Here is a 15596-nt window from a genome sequence, read left to right on the forward strand (position 1 = left end):
TGGTCAAGAACAATGAGGGCGAAGAGGTGGAAACCACCGTGCCCTTCGTTGAGGAAAAGAAAATCATGCAGCCCTTTGGTGACCGCTCCAAAGTGGTGATCGAACCTGCGCTAACCGACCAATGGTTCGTGGACACCGCAAAGATCGTGGGCCCCGCACTGGAAGCCGTGAAAGAAGGCCGGACCAAGATCATGCCGGAAAGCGGTGAAAAGGTGTATTATCACTGGCTGGAGAACATCGAGCCTTGGTGTATCTCGCGGCAGCTGTGGTGGGGGCATCAGATCCCGGTTTGGTTTGATGCCGACGGCAATCAATTCTGCGCTGCAACTGAAAGTGAAGCGCAGGATATTGCTGGTGATGGCGTCGCTCTCACACGCGACCCCGACGTCCTCGACACATGGTTCTCCTCTGGCCTGTGGCCATTCGGCACACTCGGCTGGCCTGCAGATGACCCGGCGATGAAATACTTTCCCGGCGACGTGCTTGTCACCGGTCAAGACATCCTGTTCTTCTGGGTCGCGCGCATGATGATGATGTCGCAAGCGGTGCTCGAAAAGGACCCGTTCCACACCGTCTACCTGCACCAGCTCGTCCGCGACGCCAAAGGTGAAAAGATGTCCAAGACCAAGGGCAACGTCATCGACCCGCTCGACATGATTGACGCTTACGGCGCTGACGCCTTGCGGTTTTCCAATGCGCAAATGGCGGCCTTGGGCGGTGTGCTGAAAATCTCCGAGGACCGGATCAAAGGCTACCGTAACTTCGGCACGAAACTTTGGAACGCCTTCAGCTTTGCCGAACACTATGAAATCCCCTACCCCGGCGATGCGGCGCGCCCTGATGCGACCCAAACGCTGAACAAATGGATCATCGGCGAAACCGCGAAGACGCGCGAAACCGTCGACGCCGCGATGGAGGCCTACCGCTTCAACGACGCCGCCGATGCGCTTTATGCCTTCACGTGGGGCAAGGTTTGCGACTGGTATCTGGAGTTCTCCAAACCGATCATGCAGGGCGATGATGCAACCGCGAAGCTGGAAACAGAACAGACCCTGCGTTGGGTGCTGGACCAGTGCCTGATCCTGCTGCATCCGATCATGCCGTTCATCACCGAAGAGCTTTGGCAACTGGCCCACAAGCGCGCCAAGATGCTGGTGCATGCCGACTGGCCAAGCTACACCGCCGCCGATCTGGTCGATGCGGAGGCTGATCGCGAAATGAACTGGGTCATTGGTCTGATCGAAAACACCCGCTCTGCGCGCGCGCAAGTCCATGTGCCTGCTGGCGCCAAAGTCCCTCTTCTGGTGACAGGACTTGATGCCAAAGGGCAATCAGCTTGGGACAACAACCAAACGCTCATCCGGCGTCTGGCGCGGATCGAAAGCCTGACCCATGTGGATGATTTCCCCAAAGGCTGCGTAACGATCCCGATGGAAGGAGGCACCTTTGGCATCCCACTGGCCGACCTGATCGATGTAGCCTCTGAAATCGCACGTCTGGAAAAGACCCTGCAAAAATTGGGCAAGGAACTTGGCGGTCTACGTGGACGGCTCAACAACCCCAAATTCATGGCCTCCGCCCCGGATGAGATTGTGGCAGAGGCCAAAGCCAATCTCGCCCTGCGCGAAAACGAAGACGTCCAGATCAAAGCGGCCATCGCCCGGCTTGCCGAGATCGGCTAAGAACGCAGATAAGGGGCGGCAAACACGCGGCCCCTTCATCTTCTCATTCCCCAAAAACTTTCGCCGAAGGCATCCTACGCGATCATCATAGATCAACGGTTGCGTCGATTTCATTCGCCTGGCTATCATGCCCGCATGACAAAAATCGCTCTTACCCCGCTCGCCCAATCATTGCCCGCCTCAGTTCCCTTCGTCGGCCCTGAAGCGCAAGAACGGCAAATGGGACGCCCCTTCAAAGCCCGGCTCGGCGCGAACGAAAGCGCCTTTGGTCCGTCTCCCAAAGCCATCGCCGCGATGCAAAAGGCGGCGGCAGAAACGTGGATGTATCCCGACCCCGAAAGCTACGAGCTCAAGCATGCACTCGCGGCGCATTGCGGGATTGCCGCCGACAGCATCATGGTCGGCGAAGGTATCGACGGTCTGCTGGCGCTGGTTGTGCGGGCCTACATCAGCATTGGCGACCGCGTTGTCACCTCAGCCGGCGCCTATCCGACGTTCAACTATCATGTGGCCGGATTTGGCGGCGCCCTTCACTCAGTGCCTTACAACGGCGACTTCGAAGATCCCGATGCTTTGCTTGCCAAGGCAGGCGAGGTTGGCGCGAAACTGATCTATCTTGCGAACCCCGACAATCCGATGGGCAGTTGGCATCAGGCCGATGTGATTTCTGACATGATATCGCGCCTGCCGGACGGGTGTCTGCTCGTTCTCGATGAGGCCTATGTCGATTTGGCTCCTGAAGGCACGGCCCCCGCAATTGACACGGCAGCGGAAAACGTGATCCGGATGCGTACTTTCTCCAAAGCCTACGGCATGGCCGGTGCGCGCGTCGGCTTTGCGATTGCGACGCCTGAGATTATCAACGGCTTCGACAAAGTCCGAAATCATTTCGGCATGTCCCGTACCAGCCAAATCGGTGCTTTGGCATCCTTGCAAGACGACGGTTGGTTGGCACATATCCGCGCCGAAGTTGACGCTTCACGCCAAAAAATTGGCCAAATCGCCAGTGACAACGGGTTGACCGCCTTGCCCTCAGCGGCAAATTTCGTCGCGATTGACTGCGGCAGAGACGGGGGTTTTGCCCGCGCGGTGCTTGGCAGACTCGTCGAAGATGGCATTTTTGTGCGTATGCCTTTCGTGGCACCGCAAGACCGCTGCATCCGCGTCAGTTGCGGACCTGAGGATCAGATGCAACGCTTTGCAGATGCGCTTCCCTTGGCGCTCGCCCATGCACACGAAAATTTAGGGTGATTTTTACCGCCCGCTGACTAAAGTCATGCCTGCAAGGAGGATCACAATGTCTCATCATCAACCCATTGGCCGCGTCGACGACTATACCGATGCATTTCTGACGACCCTTGGCGTGATCTTTTTCATGGGTTTCTGGATGATCGCCGCAGCTTTCGGTTACCTCTGGGTTGCGATCACCGCCTACGGGCTGAACCGTATTTTCAAATGGATCGGCAAGTATCGGGCCAATTAGGCCCGGGCAGCCAATGCCTGCGCGGCGGCTGACATCGCCTGTCTGCCGTGCGCAATGCCCAGCGCCTTGAGCCCTGCATCAATCGTTCCCAATGCTCCCATAATCATATGCGCATTCACATGTCCCATATGCCCAATACGGAAATAGGCGTCTGCCGGATCGCGCCCCAAGCCAATGCCAAGGGTTAAACCGCATTTATGTTCGCACCACTGACGAAGCGCATCCCCATTAGGCGACCCTGCATCAATGGACGTAATCGCGTGCGACCGATGCCCCGAATCCGGGATATTCAGTTTCAACGGCCCCTGTTCACTCCAACCATCAACGGCGGACCAAATGATCTGCGCCAACTTTTCGTGGCGCGCAAAGACATGGTCGAGCCCCTCTGCCTTAATCATATCGAGAGCCGTGCGCAGACCGTAAAGATGATGCGTTGGCGCAGTCCCGTCGAAATACTTGAAATACATTTCAGGGTTCACGCGCGGACGCCAATCCCAATAGCTCGTCACGCGGTCACCTCGCGCCGCATCAGCATTCGCGTTGAACCACACAAAACTGACCCCTGCGGGCGTCATCAAGCCCTTTTGGCAGCCAGCAACCATGACATCGACGCCCCACGCGTCCATTTCAAACCGGTCGCACCCCAGCGAGGCAATGCAATCAGCCAACAACAGCGCTGAATGCCCGGTCTGGTCGAGGACCTGCCGAACGCCTGCCACATCATTCTTCACTCCGGTTGATGTATCCACATGACAGACCAGAATTGCCCTGATCCGCCCCTCTTTGTCCGCCCCGAGAACATCGGCCACCTGCCCAAGATCGACAGGCGCGTGAGAACCAAAATCGATTGTCTCGACTTTAAGCCCCATGCCTGTCGCCATTTCGCCCCACCCGACGCAAAAGCGCCCTGTCGCCAAGACAAGCACAGTGTCACCGCGCGACGTGACATTCGCCAGCGCTGCCTCCCAAGCCGCGTGGCCATTGCCGATATAGATTGCGACGTTCTGATCGGTCATTGCGACCGATTTCAGATCCGGCACCAAGCTATCGGTCAGATCATGCAATTCGCCTTCATAGATATTCGGAGACGCGCGATGCATCGTTTGCAAGACGGCATCCGGTATGACGGATGGGCCGGGAATTGCCAGATAGGCGCGACCATTGGACAAAGACATGGAAAGGGACTTTCGTGTGTGGTTTCACGCGGACACTAATGCGCCACCATGCGGCGTCAACCTTGCCTCGCTTGCGCGCCCACCCCATTTGCGCATAGACCGAAATGAACCGCACTGCCAAAAGGCTATCAATGGCCCCGCCCGCTTCCTTAGCTGATCCAAGCAAGCAGCAATCCGCAACCAGACTGTTTGCGTGGTTGTGGCGCGATTATTTGCGGCATCACAAAGCGCTTTTGGTTGGGGCCGTCATTTTGATGATGATCGAAGGCTCGATGCTGGCGCTCATCAGCCGGCTGATCCAGCCCATGTTTGATGATGTGTTTGCCCAAGGCGACCAGAATGCGCTTTATCTTGTGGGCTTTGGCATCATGGTGATATTTTTCGTGCGCGCCTGCACCTCTGCTGGGCAAAAGATACTGATGTCACTGATTAAGCAGCTCACTGCGGCCTCCATGCGCAAGCATATGCTGCGCCATTTGATGACCCTCGACAGCGGTTTTTTCCAGATCCATCCGCCCGGGCAGTTGATTGAACGGGTGCAAGGCGACGTCAATGTCATCAATAGCGTGTGGAGCAGTCTTCTTACCGCAATTGCGCGTGACATGATTTCGCTGCTGGGGCTTTTGGCCGTCGCTCTCTGGATTGATTGGCAGTGGACGCTGATCGCCATCGTCGGCATCCCGCTTCTGATCCTGCCGTCCTTGCTCGTGCAGGCGTATATCCGCCGCCGTTCCCGCAACTCGCGTGAAGTGGCGGGGCGGATTTCGACCCGCTTGGACGAAGTATTTCACGGCATCAACCCGATCAAGCTCAACGCGCTTGAGGACTATCAGGCCAAGCGTTACGATGATCTTATCAAGCAGGGTGTCGACGCAGAGGTACGCACATCTGTCGGTCAGGCAGCGGTGCCTGCTTTGATTGATATCATGACCGGAATCGGGTTTCTGGGCGTCATGCTCTATGGTGGCTCTGAGATTATCAGCGGCGAAAAGACGAACGGCGAATTTATGGCGTTTTTCACGGCCATGTCATTGGCCTTTGATCCCCTGCGCCGTCTTGGACTGATGAGCGGGCAATGGCAGATGGCCGCCGCCAGTGTGGAGCGTTTGCAGTACGTCCTGAACCTGCGTCCTACCATTCTTTCCCCCGCTCAAGGCAAACCAGCGCCAAAAGGCTCACCTGATATCGTGTTTGAGGATGTGCATCTCGATTATGGCGACCTGCCCGTTTTGCGCGGCGCGTCCTTTACCGCAAGAGCGGGACAGACAACCGCCCTTGTGGGGGCGTCTGGTGCGGGCAAAAGCACGGTGTTCAACGTCCTGACCCGTTTGGTTGAGCCGCATTCCGGCACCCCGCGCGTCGATGGCAGCGCGATCGCAGAATACGATCTGGCCGATCTGCGCGGGTTGTTTTCAGTGGTGACACAGGATGCCGCCTTGTTTGACGAAACCCTACGCGACAACATCCTGCTTGGCCGCGAAGATGTCAGCGAAGCGCAGTTGAAAGCTGTGCTCGATGCAGCACATGTGACCGACTTCCTGTCAAAGCTGCCCGATGGTCTGGACAGCCCCGCCGGACCGCGCGGGTCGAACCTGTCAGGGGGGCAACGCCAACGTGTGGCGATTGCGCGTGCGCTTTTGCGCGACACGCCGATCCTTCTGCTGGATGAGGCGACAAGTGCCCTTGATACCAAGTCTGAGGCGATCGTGCAGAAGGCGCTGGAGAAACTCGCCAAGGGCCGCACGACCCTTGTGATTGCGCACAGGCTTTCCACGATCCGCAATGCAGATTCGATTGTTGTCATGGATCATGGACATGTTGTCGATCAGGGCGATCACCATACATTGCTGCAAAAGGGCGGGATCTACGCAGATCTGCACCGCCTGCAATTCTCGAAAACGGAAAGCAAAGATGATGCATGACAGGACCGTCATTTCAATCAGCGGCGCGGACCGCGTTTCGTTTTTGCAAGGTCTGGTGACCAATGATGTGACCAAGGCCAGCGGCGGGATCATCTACACGGCCCTTTTGACGCCGCAAGGCAAGTTTATCGTAGACTTCTTCGTGATCGGTGAAAGTAATCGGCTATTGCTTGACGTGGCCTCCTCTCATGCGCAAACGCTGGGTCAGCGGTTGATGATGTACCGGCTGCGCGCAGCGGTTGCGATTAACCAGACTGATCTGATTGTCTCCTGCGGGACGGGACCTGCGCCAAACGGCGCATTCGCCGATCCCCGCCACGCTGAAATGGGTTGGCGTGCATATGGCGACGAAGATGTCAGTGACAACACCGATTGGGACGCGCTGCGTGTCGCACATCTGATCCCCCAGACGGGGATCGAACTGACCCCTGAAACCTACGTGTTGGAGGCCGGATTTGAAGTGCTGCACGGCGTTGATTTCAAAAAGGGCTGTTTTGTGGGGCAAGAAATCGTCGCCCGCATGAAGCACAAGACGGTGCTGAAAAAAGGTCTGTCGCGCGTGGCGATCACAGGCAAGGCCAGAACTGGCGACGAAATCACTGCAGGCGGCAAACCGGTGGGAACGCTTTATACTGTTTGCGGCAGAGAAGCGCTGGCCTTTCTGCGCTATGACCGCGCCGATGGCCCAATGCGGGCGGGAAACGCGACACTTACGCGCTTGTAAGACCTGTTGTAAGCATCAGATCACTCTGATTGAGACCTGAGCCCAATTGCAAAACGCGATCTGTGTGCAAAAATCAAGGTGAGGCCAACAGGCGTTGTCTACACCTTAGGCTTTTGACCTGCGCTTTCCTGTGCGGGGGCGGCTGAACTGAGAGATGAACTTGACCCAGATGGCCGGGCCGGCCCACAAAGGCGCCTTGGTGGGTTTATTGCCGACCCGTTTGCCAGCGGGATGTCTTTTACACGCTCGGTCCCGCTCTTTCGTGGCGTCAACCGCATTTATGCAGGCGCCAGGGATTGTCGCGTTGAAAAGTATTTCATGTAACATCTGATCGCTCCTTCCTTTGAGTGGCGACTGGTTCGCCTCTCAAGTCAGGGTCAATCTACCGCTCACCCGTGATTACCGCGTGAGCACAGCCGTGAGTGCGCAGCGGCAAACGCTAGGCCAAACGTGATTTCGCCGCTATTAATCGTTGAATGGCAAATCTTTCGCACATCAGGTCTGTTTCATGTATCGCCTGACCCTCTTTGGGGCCTTCGCAATCACCGAATCGCCGGGACGCAGATTCGCGTGGCCTCCAAGAAAGCGCGCGCTCTGATTGCCTATTTGGCACAGACGCCCGGCAAACCGCGCAGCCGCGAGGAAATCCTGGCGCTGCTTTGGTCAACGCGGGACGAAACGCAGGGCCGCGCATCGCTGAGGCAGGTTTTGACAGGTCTGCGCAGGCAAGTTGGCAAAGACGTGTTGCGCATTGACCGAGAGAGTGTCGCGCTGAATGCTGATATCGTCACATTGATCCCTGCAAATGGCGAAGAATTCCTGTCCGGCTTTCATGTCAACGATCCCGCTTTTACGGATTGGCTGCGCGATGAACGTTTGCGCCTTGAAGGCACAACAGGCAAAGCCGCGCTGCCCATAGCACCCATTACCGAAAAGCCCTCAATCGCGGTTCTGCCCTTTGAAAATTTGTCACGGGACCCAAAGCAGGACTATATCTCGGACGGCATCACCCATGCCATCATCACCGCACTGGCAAAAACTCCCAAGCTGTTTGTAGTCGCGCAGGTTTCCACCTCTGCCTACAAGAACCAGACGATCGATGTTGCAGACATCAGCAATGAACAGGGGGTGCGCTACGTTCTCAAGGGCAGCACGGCCCGCGTTGGAGAAAGGCTGCGCATTACGGCCCAGTTGATTGATGCGTTTTCCGGGAAATACATCTGGGCACAGCGATACAATCGGGTTTTGACGGACATATTCGCACTTCAGGACGATATCACACGTGAAGTTGTCTCCGCGCTTCAGATCGAATTGACTGAAGGCGAACAAGCAGGGCTGGTCGCAAGGGGCAACAAAAATTTCGACGCATGGGAATGCGTCTTTCAGATTGGCGCGCTTCTGGCGGGGCATCGCCGAGAAGATGTCCTCAAAGGCAGAGAATTGGCCGAGCGCGCGTTGAAACTCGACAAGAACTATGGCCAAGCCTCAACCAGTCTGGGGTGGTCCTACATAGAGGAAGCCTTCAACGGATGGAGCGCGAACCCCGCAAAGACGCTTGACCTTGCCTTCAAAGCTGCGGATCGCGCCCGTCAAATTGACAAAAAGAACCCCGGTGCGTTCACATTGCTCTGCTTTACTGAGCTCTGCCGTGGCAACTTTGATCTTGCGCGCGCACATGCCGAAGGGGCGATGCGGCTCGGACCCAACAACGCCTTTGCCTTTGAGGTCGCGGGCATCGTCGGACAATATTGTAACGATCCCGAATACGGCATCCCACATCTGCGAAGGTCCATGCGGCTTTCCCCTATCTACCCCGCCTGGTGCGCGGAAACGCTGGGTTGGATGCACTTTCTCATGCAGCGCCATGATGAGGCGATCCAATTGGCGCATGAAGCGGTCGCGATTGATGCCGATTACATCTACAGCTACATTTTGCTCGCTCTGGCGTTTACCGAGATCGGACAGATGGAAGAAGCGGCCACCGCGACCAGTCACATCCTGAGGATCGCGCCGGATTATTCGTTGAAACGCTTTGCCGAAACGCAACCTTTCCAACATGCCGATGTCATGGCGCGTCACATCACGGGGCTGCGCGCGGCTGGATTGCCGGAATAGGGCAGACTGCAAGGCGCAGGTGTTTGGTGGCTGATCGCGCGCATCGTCACAATCGGCACTTACCCAACACTCAAAAGCAACCTGACAAGTGCAGTTTGCGAATTTACACCTGTCTTCTCATATAGCCTTGAGAGATGCGTACGCGCCGTGTTGACGGTGATCCCCAGCGCCTCCGCCGCCGCCTTCAACCCAACACCGTCGGCAATGTTGCGCGCGACCTTGAGCTGCCCTTCCGAAAGCCCGAACACAGCTTGGGCAACGGCCAGCCTGCGATGAACTGTGCCATCGCCGCCGACCAAAATGCAGGTGGCGTTGTCACGCACCGAGACATGAACCACAATAACATTTCCCTCATCGGATTCACCTAGCACCACCGGATAGTGGAACGGCGCACCGTTCTCTTGCGTGAAACGCCATTGCTCAAAAAAGTTATGGTATCTGCCTGCCCTGGCAATGGCCGTTTGAAGCGTTCGATCCCAAGCGCTTTGACGTGCGCGAATACGTCCCGCAGAGATGGTCAAATGAGGGTGGCGTTTCAGTGTCTCCAGCGTTTCCGGGCTGGCCCATACGATGCGCCCCGTCTCATCCACGCTCAAGGCATCGCGGGCTACCCGATTGTAGTGCTTTTCCATGAACTGCATATAGACGATCTTCCACTGGCCATCGACGCGTTCGAGAATGCGTGTCTCGAATGAATCCCATGTCCCGCCGTCTTTGTCTTCTGCCCATTGATCGAATACCGCCCAGGCCGTCTGGTTATCAATCGTAATCTGGAAGTTGTCCTGATGGAACCGGAGCATCCCACAGCCGCCACCATGTGCAAGGGCATGTCTCATGTGGCTGGCAACGAGTTGCCAGCCGCTTATCGCGCTCTTTCCGATAGATGAAACGCAGATTGTTTGTGCCCGCGCGTCCTGAACCCATTTGGTTGCCCAGGCGTCGAAATCGGCATCCATGAAGGTCTGTGTTTCGCTGTTGATAACCGCAATGATTTCGGCCTCTTCGTCGGTGCAGACGGGTATCAAAACAGGGTCGCCGTGGGCTCTGGCCATGCTTTTCATGCTAGCTGCGATGCGCCATTGATGCAACATGTGTAACCGTTGACTGCTGCCGTCGGGACCGTTGCCAAAGGGCTACCAGACCTGCGCGCCAACGGAAAATGGTCGTGAAAACCTCCAGACCGTGTTCAGCATAGAAGGCCTCAATCTCATCCGGATCGGGCTTGCGGTCGGGTTTGTTTTGAAATGCTTGCTTTGATAGAAAGATGGCGGGGTCCATGGGAAAATCCTCAGATGCGTAACTTCGCTAGGCGTCAAGTTACGACAAGAAGTGTGATGCGCACGTCATGCAAAACGACCACACGAGGATGAAGGACAGTGCTTAATCGGAGATTTGCGCCCGTGGGTACCATACGGAAGGCCGCCACTGCGAAACCCTTCAGAAATGTCAGATCATAAAGCTGGCAAGCCGGTTCTTCATTGGTCGCAATGCTGGATCAATCGGCATCGAAGAGTTCGAAGTCGAGAATGCTTTCACCGCGCATCAATTCACCCACGAAACCGCATGGGTCATCCAGCTGCCAATGATGCGCCCACACTCTTTGCGAGAAAAGATCGGGGGACATCAGAATGATGATTGGATGAAAGCTATCGGGCATAACGGGGCTTTGCATGTCTATCGTGCTTTCGAACACCTCTCGCGCTTCGTGGTCAAGTGACCTGAGCTGTATCAGATAGGCCACATATTCAGGCCCGACCACACAGCCGTCAAATGGACAAGGCATCCCCTCAGTTGCCGCATGGGTCAATTCATGCACCACGATGCTTTGGAAGAAATCATCGGTGGCAAGAAAGGAAAGTGCACTTTCGGGACGGCGCGCACCGTCCAATGCGTCCCGAGACAGCACTTCGATCAAGCGTGTATCACAATGAAACAGACCAAAGCAGCCCTGCGGAATGTCGTCAACGATCTCGATTTTTGTCGGTTCGCTCAATGCCGGAATGGCGCATTCAGCAAACAGGCTGACGGTCTTGGCCGCTGCCTCACACGCGAGATCAATATCGTCCTGATTTTCTGCCGTAACCGAGACATTTGCCCCCGCGCATTGCTGCGGTTGCGCCTGTGCTGACGTCGTCAGAATGACCATGAATGTGACAGTTGCGATTAATACCTTTGCCTGCGCCATCTCGTTAATCCCCATTCACACTTTCAGATTTCGCTATCCGCGCGTGCCTCTTGGGCGTTGCACGCCAGTCAACCGGAGGGGCAATTCTCGCTTTCTGAAGCCGCGCTATCAGCCTCGATTTCGCGATGGGCTGGTTGGTCCGTCCCTTCGCCGTCGGGGTGGCTGCAGATGATAGAACGGAACCCCTGTTTCTTGATCGCCGGCAAATCGGTAACTTCGACCTGAGGTGTCCCTGAATTTCAGAGGTCAACTTTTCGAGATCCACCTTATTGTCCGATCACAGCACATTCAGCGGCACTTTGAGCACCTCATTGCCGTCCTCGTCCGTCGGCACCTCGCCTGCGCGCATATTCACTTGCAGCGATGGAATAATTAGCTTGGGCATGTCCAGCGTCGCGTCACGTTCTGTGCGGAATTTGATGAATTCATCACGGCTTTTGCCGTCGCCGACATGGATGTTATGCGCCTTTTCCTCAGCCACGGTGGTTTCCCATTTGATGTCGCGCCCGTTCGGCCCGTAATCGTGGCACATATAGAGCCGCATTTCATCAGGCAGAGCGAGGACTTTTTGTATGCTGTCATAAAGTGTGCCCGCATCACCACCGGGGAAGTCAGCACGGGCCGATCCACCGTCCGGCATAAAGAGCGTGTCGCCGACAAAACAGGCGTCACCGATCACATGCACCATACACGCAGGCGTGTGTCCGGGCGTCGCAATGGCGAGACCCTGCATCCCGCCGATCCGGTAGGTGTCGCCATCCTCAAAGAGCGCATCAAACTGCGATCCATCGCGCTGGAATTCCGTGCCTTCGTTAAAGACCTTGCCGAATGTGTCCTGCACGATCGTGATCTTCGCGCCAACCCCAATTTTGCCGCCGAGCTGGTCCTGAATGTAGGGGGCCGCACTCAGGTGGTCGGCATGGACGTGGGTTTCGATAATCCAGTCCAGTTTCAAATCGCGGCGCTTCACTTCGGCAATCAGTGCGTCGGCGCTGTCATAGGTGATGCGCCCAGCGGCATAGTCGATGTCCAGCACGCTATCGACAATGGCACAATGATCGCCATCGGGCTCTGAGACAATATAGCTGATCGTGTTCGTCGCCTCGTCAAAGAACGCTGACACATGCGGTGTGACGGTCATGTCAACAGGATAAGTCATAGGGTTGTTCTCCAGAAATATATTGCAATATTAAAATATATTATGCGGTGTGCGCGCACCTTGATCGAAATCAATTCTGCGCCGCGCAATTCCGACAAATCACCGCATAGGGCACGGCATCCAGACGCGCGGTTGAGATCTCATCACCGCATTTGGCGCAAATCCCATAGGTTCCCTTCGCAATCCGTTTGAGCGCATCCTGCAACAACCGCACCTCTTGGCTATTGGCGCGACCGATAGACTCAAGCACCTCGTCGTCTTCAAGATCAATCGCCTGATCCTCCAGATCGGCAGGCAGAGGTTGGTCCAGATCATCCGATATCTTTTGCATTTGTGCGGTCAATTCCGCGATCCGGGCTTCGATTTGCGATTTGCGTGCGTCGTTGCTGTTCACGGGCGGGTGCCTCCTGCTTGGGTGATGTGTCGTGGAATTCTGCACCAAAGCCGGAGCCGCCGATTGACCTATGTCAGTCTGTCCATTCGATACTGCGGCAGAGTTCTCGCAAATCGAAAGCAGGAGAACCCTGAAATGGCAGATGCAACACCCCTTGTTATGAATTTCGCCAAGCTGCGTCGCGGCGATGTGGAAACGGTTGGCGGCAAGAACGCCTCACTGGGCGAAATGATCCAGACCCTTGGGCCGAAAGGCATCCTGGTCCCGCCGGGGTTTGCGACCACGGCAGATGCGTTTCGGGCCTATCTGACGGCCAACGATATGGATTCCCAAATCAGCACGGCGCTGAATGCATTGGCCGCAGGAAGGGCAACATTGCGCAAAACCGGGCAGGCCATCCGTGAATTGATCCTCAGCGGGGAATGGCCCGATGACACGCGCGACGCCATCATTACCGAATACCGCACCTTGTCCAAAACCGCCGGAGAGCCTGACATTCCCGTCGCCGTCCGCTCCAGCGCCACCGCCGAAGACCTGCCCGACGCCAGTTTTGCAGGCCAGCAAGAGACCTTTTTGAACGTCATCGGCGAGGCCGCTCTGCTGGACGCCTGCCGCAAATGCTATGCATCTCTGTTTACCGACCGGGCAATTTCCTATCGGCAAATTCAGGGGTTTTCGCATACGCAGGTGGCGCTATCGGTCGGCGTTCAACAGATGGTGCGCGCCGATACCGGTGGGTCTGGCGTGATGTTCTCAATTGATACGGAATCCGGCTTTCCGGACGCGGTACTGATAAATGCTGCTTGGGGTTTGGGCGAAAATGTGGTGCAGGGGGCGGTGGACCCGGACGAATACGAAGTCTTCAAACCGTTTCTGGAGGATGAGACCAAAACGCCGATCCTTGAAAAGGCCCGCGGCGCCAAAGAAATCAAGATGATCCACGACCGCGATGGCACCCCGCGCAACGTGCCGACATCCAAGGCGGAACGGGCGGCATTCGTGCTGAGCGATGCAGAAATCCTGACGCTGGCACGGCAGGCAAAAGTGATCGAAGATCACTACGGGTGTCCGATGGACATGGAATGGGCGCGCGACGGAAAAACCGGTACATTATACATCGTGCAGGCCCGACCAGAGACGGTGCAGTCGCGCGCGGATGTGGGCGCGCTGAAATCCTACACCGTGACCGATCCGGGAAAGTTGCTCATTGCGGGGCTCAGCGTCGGCAACGCGGCTGTCGCAGGGCGCGTTTGCATGATCGAAAAGGCCGCTGATATTGACCGCTTTGTGGATGGTTCTGTGCTTGTGACCTCCACCACCGACCCCGACTGGGTGCCGATCATGAAACGGGCTGCCGCGATTGTGACCGACCACGGCGGGCGCACGTCACACGCGGCGATTGTCAGCCGAGAATTGGGGCTGCCTGCGGTCGTGGGCTGCGGCAATGCCACGCATGTGTTGCACGATGGGCAGGACGTGACCGTATCTTGTGCGGGGGGCGAAGAAGGACTGATTACCGAGGGGATCTCGGAGATTTCGGTGCAGGAAGAAACGCTCGATGCGCTGCCGGAGGTCAAAACAAAGGTCATGCTGAACCTCGCCAACCCCTCCGCAGCGCTGCGCTGGTGGCGCTTGCCTGTTGACGGTGTGGGCCTCGCAAGGATGGAGTTTGTCATCAACAATGCGGTCAAGGTCCATCCGATGGCGCTGCTGAATTTCGACAAGATCAGTAATGACGACACGCGTGATGAAATCAAGGAACTGACCACAGGCTACACGCATAAACCGGACTACTTCGTCGATCATCTGGCGCGGGGCCTGTCGCGGATTGCAGCGTTTTGTTATCCCAAGCCGGTGATCGTGCGGATGAGTGATTTCAAGACCAACGAATACGCCGACCTTCTGGGCGGGCACGATTTTGAACCTCAGGAAGAAAACCCGATGATCGGTTTCCGCGGTGCTTCGCGCTATTATTCCGAGCACTACCGCGATGGTTTCGCGCTGGAGTGTCAGGCGATTGCACGGCTGCGCGGGCAGATGGGTTTTGACAATGTCATCATGATGATCCCGTTCTGCCGGACCCCCGAAGAGGCCGACAATGTGCTGGCCGTGATGAAAGAAAACGGGTTGGAACGGGGAAAGGACGGTCTGCAAGTCTATGTGATGTGCGAAATCCCCGCCAATGTGGTCCGCGCGGCGGAGTTTGCTGAACGCTTTGACGGGTTCTCCATCGGATCCAACGATCTGACGCAACTGACGCTGGGGATCGACCGCGATTCAGATGCGCTCGCGGGACTGTTCCGCGAAGACGATGCGGCGGTGCTATGGATGATCGAAACGGTGATCCGAGAAGCGCATAAGGCAGGATCAAAGGTTGGTTTTTGCGGGCAAGCGCCCAGCAACGACCCGGCCTATGCGCAACACCTGGTAGGTTATGGAATCGACAGTATTTCTGTGACACCGGACAGCTTCGTCAGCGTGCTGCGCAACGTGGCAAAAGCGGAAGGGGGATAACGGTCAGATATAAACCCCATGCTGAGGACCTATCGAGGCCTGTTGCCGCGCCCTTCAAAGCATCCACAGCAACAAACGACACCGAATAAGCGGATTTCGAAATGGCGCGAACTATTTCAGAGAGACATTCGTCTCCTGTCAAAGATGAGCGCGGGGCCCGACTTCAAGCCCGTTCAGCGTATTCAAATGTCTCAGTGTTGACGACAATATCTTCGTCCTGCCCCACAAAAGGCGGGATCATTA

13 protein-coding genes and 2 pseudogenes are annotated in these 15596 nt (G+C 56.5%); 7 read left to right on the forward strand and 8 right to left on the reverse strand.

The window, feature by feature from the left end:
• The 3 genes from ACFDSS_RS06410 to ACFDSS_RS06420 form a co-directional block, all read left to right on the forward strand.
• A partial coding sequence (locus ACFDSS_RS06410; RefSeq protein ID WP_375254938.1) for a class I tRNA ligase family protein occupies positions 1 to 1682 on the forward strand: 1682 nt, incomplete at its 5' end.
• 135 nt (positions 1683 to 1817) lie between these two features.
• On the forward strand, positions 1818 to 2933 hold the full coding sequence (locus ACFDSS_RS06415; protein ID WP_375254939.1) for a pyridoxal phosphate-dependent aminotransferase: 1116 nt from the start codon (positions 1818 to 1820) through the stop codon (positions 2931 to 2933).
• Between the two features lie 46 nt (positions 2934 to 2979).
• Positions 2980 to 3165 (forward strand): hypothetical protein, encoded by a 186-nt coding sequence (locus ACFDSS_RS06420; RefSeq protein WP_375254940.1) that lies wholly within the window; start codon positions 2980 to 2982, stop codon positions 3163 to 3165.
• On the opposite strand, the gene ACFDSS_RS06425 is transcribed toward ACFDSS_RS06420, so the two are convergent.
• On the reverse strand, positions 3162 to 4340 hold the full coding sequence (locus ACFDSS_RS06425; protein ID WP_375254941.1) for a pyridoxal-phosphate-dependent aminotransferase family protein: 1179 nt from the start codon (positions 4338 to 4340) through the stop codon (positions 3162 to 3164). The two genes, ACFDSS_RS06420 and ACFDSS_RS06425, sit on opposite strands and share 4 nt — an antisense overlap.
• Before the next feature lie 131 nt (positions 4341 to 4471).
• On the opposite strand from ACFDSS_RS06425, the gene ACFDSS_RS06430 reads away from it, so the two are divergent.
• The 3 genes from ACFDSS_RS06430 (at position 4472) to ACFDSS_RS06440 (ending at position 9101) form a co-directional block, all read left to right on the forward strand.
• The gene (locus ACFDSS_RS06430; protein WP_375254942.1) at positions 4472 to 6262 is read left to right on the forward strand and encodes an ABC transporter ATP-binding protein; all 1791 of its coding nucleotides are present in this window, start codon (positions 4472 to 4474) and stop codon (positions 6260 to 6262) included.
• Complete coding sequence (locus ACFDSS_RS06435; protein WP_375254956.1) at positions 6255 to 6986, forward strand: YgfZ/GcvT domain-containing protein; 732 nt, start codon at positions 6255 to 6257, stop codon at positions 6984 to 6986. The genes ACFDSS_RS06430 and ACFDSS_RS06435 overlap by 8 nt, the downstream gene beginning before the upstream one ends.
• Before the next feature lie 570 nt (positions 6987 to 7556).
• A complete protein-coding gene (locus ACFDSS_RS06440) occupies positions 7557 to 9101 on the forward strand; it encodes a hypothetical protein (protein WP_375254943.1) in 1545 nt (514 codons plus the stop codon).
• 59 nt (positions 9102 to 9160) lie between these two features.
• On the opposite strand, the gene ACFDSS_RS06445 is transcribed toward ACFDSS_RS06440, so the two are convergent.
• The 6 genes and pseudogenes from ACFDSS_RS06445 to ACFDSS_RS06470 all read right to left on the reverse strand — a co-directional run bounded on the left by ACFDSS_RS06445 (position 9161) and on the right by ACFDSS_RS06470 (position 12839).
• The gene (locus tag ACFDSS_RS06445) at positions 9161 to 10153 is read right to left on the reverse strand and encodes a LuxR C-terminal-related transcriptional regulator (protein ID WP_375254944.1); all 993 of its coding nucleotides are present in this window, start codon (positions 10151 to 10153) and stop codon (positions 9161 to 9163) included.
• Positions 10154 to 10163: 10 nt separating this feature from the next.
• Positions 10164 to 10379 (reverse strand): hypothetical protein, encoded by a 216-nt coding sequence (locus ACFDSS_RS06450; RefSeq protein ID WP_375254945.1) that lies wholly within the window; start codon positions 10377 to 10379, stop codon positions 10164 to 10166.
• A gap of 217 nt (positions 10380 to 10596) precedes the next feature.
• On the reverse strand, positions 10597 to 11286 hold the full coding sequence (locus ACFDSS_RS06455; protein WP_375254946.1) for a hypothetical protein: 690 nt from the start codon (positions 11284 to 11286) through the stop codon (positions 10597 to 10599).
• Between the two features lie 68 nt (positions 11287 to 11354).
• Positions 11355 to 11504 (reverse strand): annotated as a pseudogene (locus ACFDSS_RS06460) (hypothetical protein); the annotation flags it as partial.
• A 59-nt stretch (positions 11505 to 11563) separates the two neighbouring features.
• Entirely contained in the window at positions 11564 to 12445 is an 882-nt protein-coding gene (locus ACFDSS_RS06465; protein WP_375254947.1) for an MBL fold metallo-hydrolase, read from the reverse strand.
• A gap of 70 nt (positions 12446 to 12515) precedes the next feature.
• Positions 12516 to 12839 carry a TraR/DksA family transcriptional regulator gene (locus ACFDSS_RS06470; protein WP_375254948.1) on the reverse strand — a complete coding sequence of 108 codons (324 nt, stop codon included), beginning with the start codon at positions 12837 to 12839 and terminating at the stop codon, positions 12516 to 12518.
• A gap of 135 nt (positions 12840 to 12974) precedes the next feature.
• Between ACFDSS_RS06470 and ppsA the strand changes: the two genes are divergently transcribed.
• Positions 12975 to 15353 carry a phosphoenolpyruvate synthase gene (gene ppsA / locus ACFDSS_RS06475; protein ID WP_375254949.1) on the forward strand — a complete coding sequence of 793 codons (2379 nt, stop codon included), beginning with the start codon at positions 12975 to 12977 and terminating at the stop codon, positions 15351 to 15353.
• Between the two features lie 163 nt (positions 15354 to 15516).
• Here the strand turns inward: ppsA and ACFDSS_RS06480 are convergent.
• Positions 15517 to 15596 (reverse strand): annotated as a pseudogene (locus ACFDSS_RS06480) (elongation factor P); the annotation flags it as partial.

Origin of the sequence: Yoonia sp. (assembly GCF_042093035.1) — a bacterium.
Taxonomy (GTDB): domain Bacteria; phylum Pseudomonadota; class Alphaproteobacteria; order Rhodobacterales; family Rhodobacteraceae; genus Yoonia.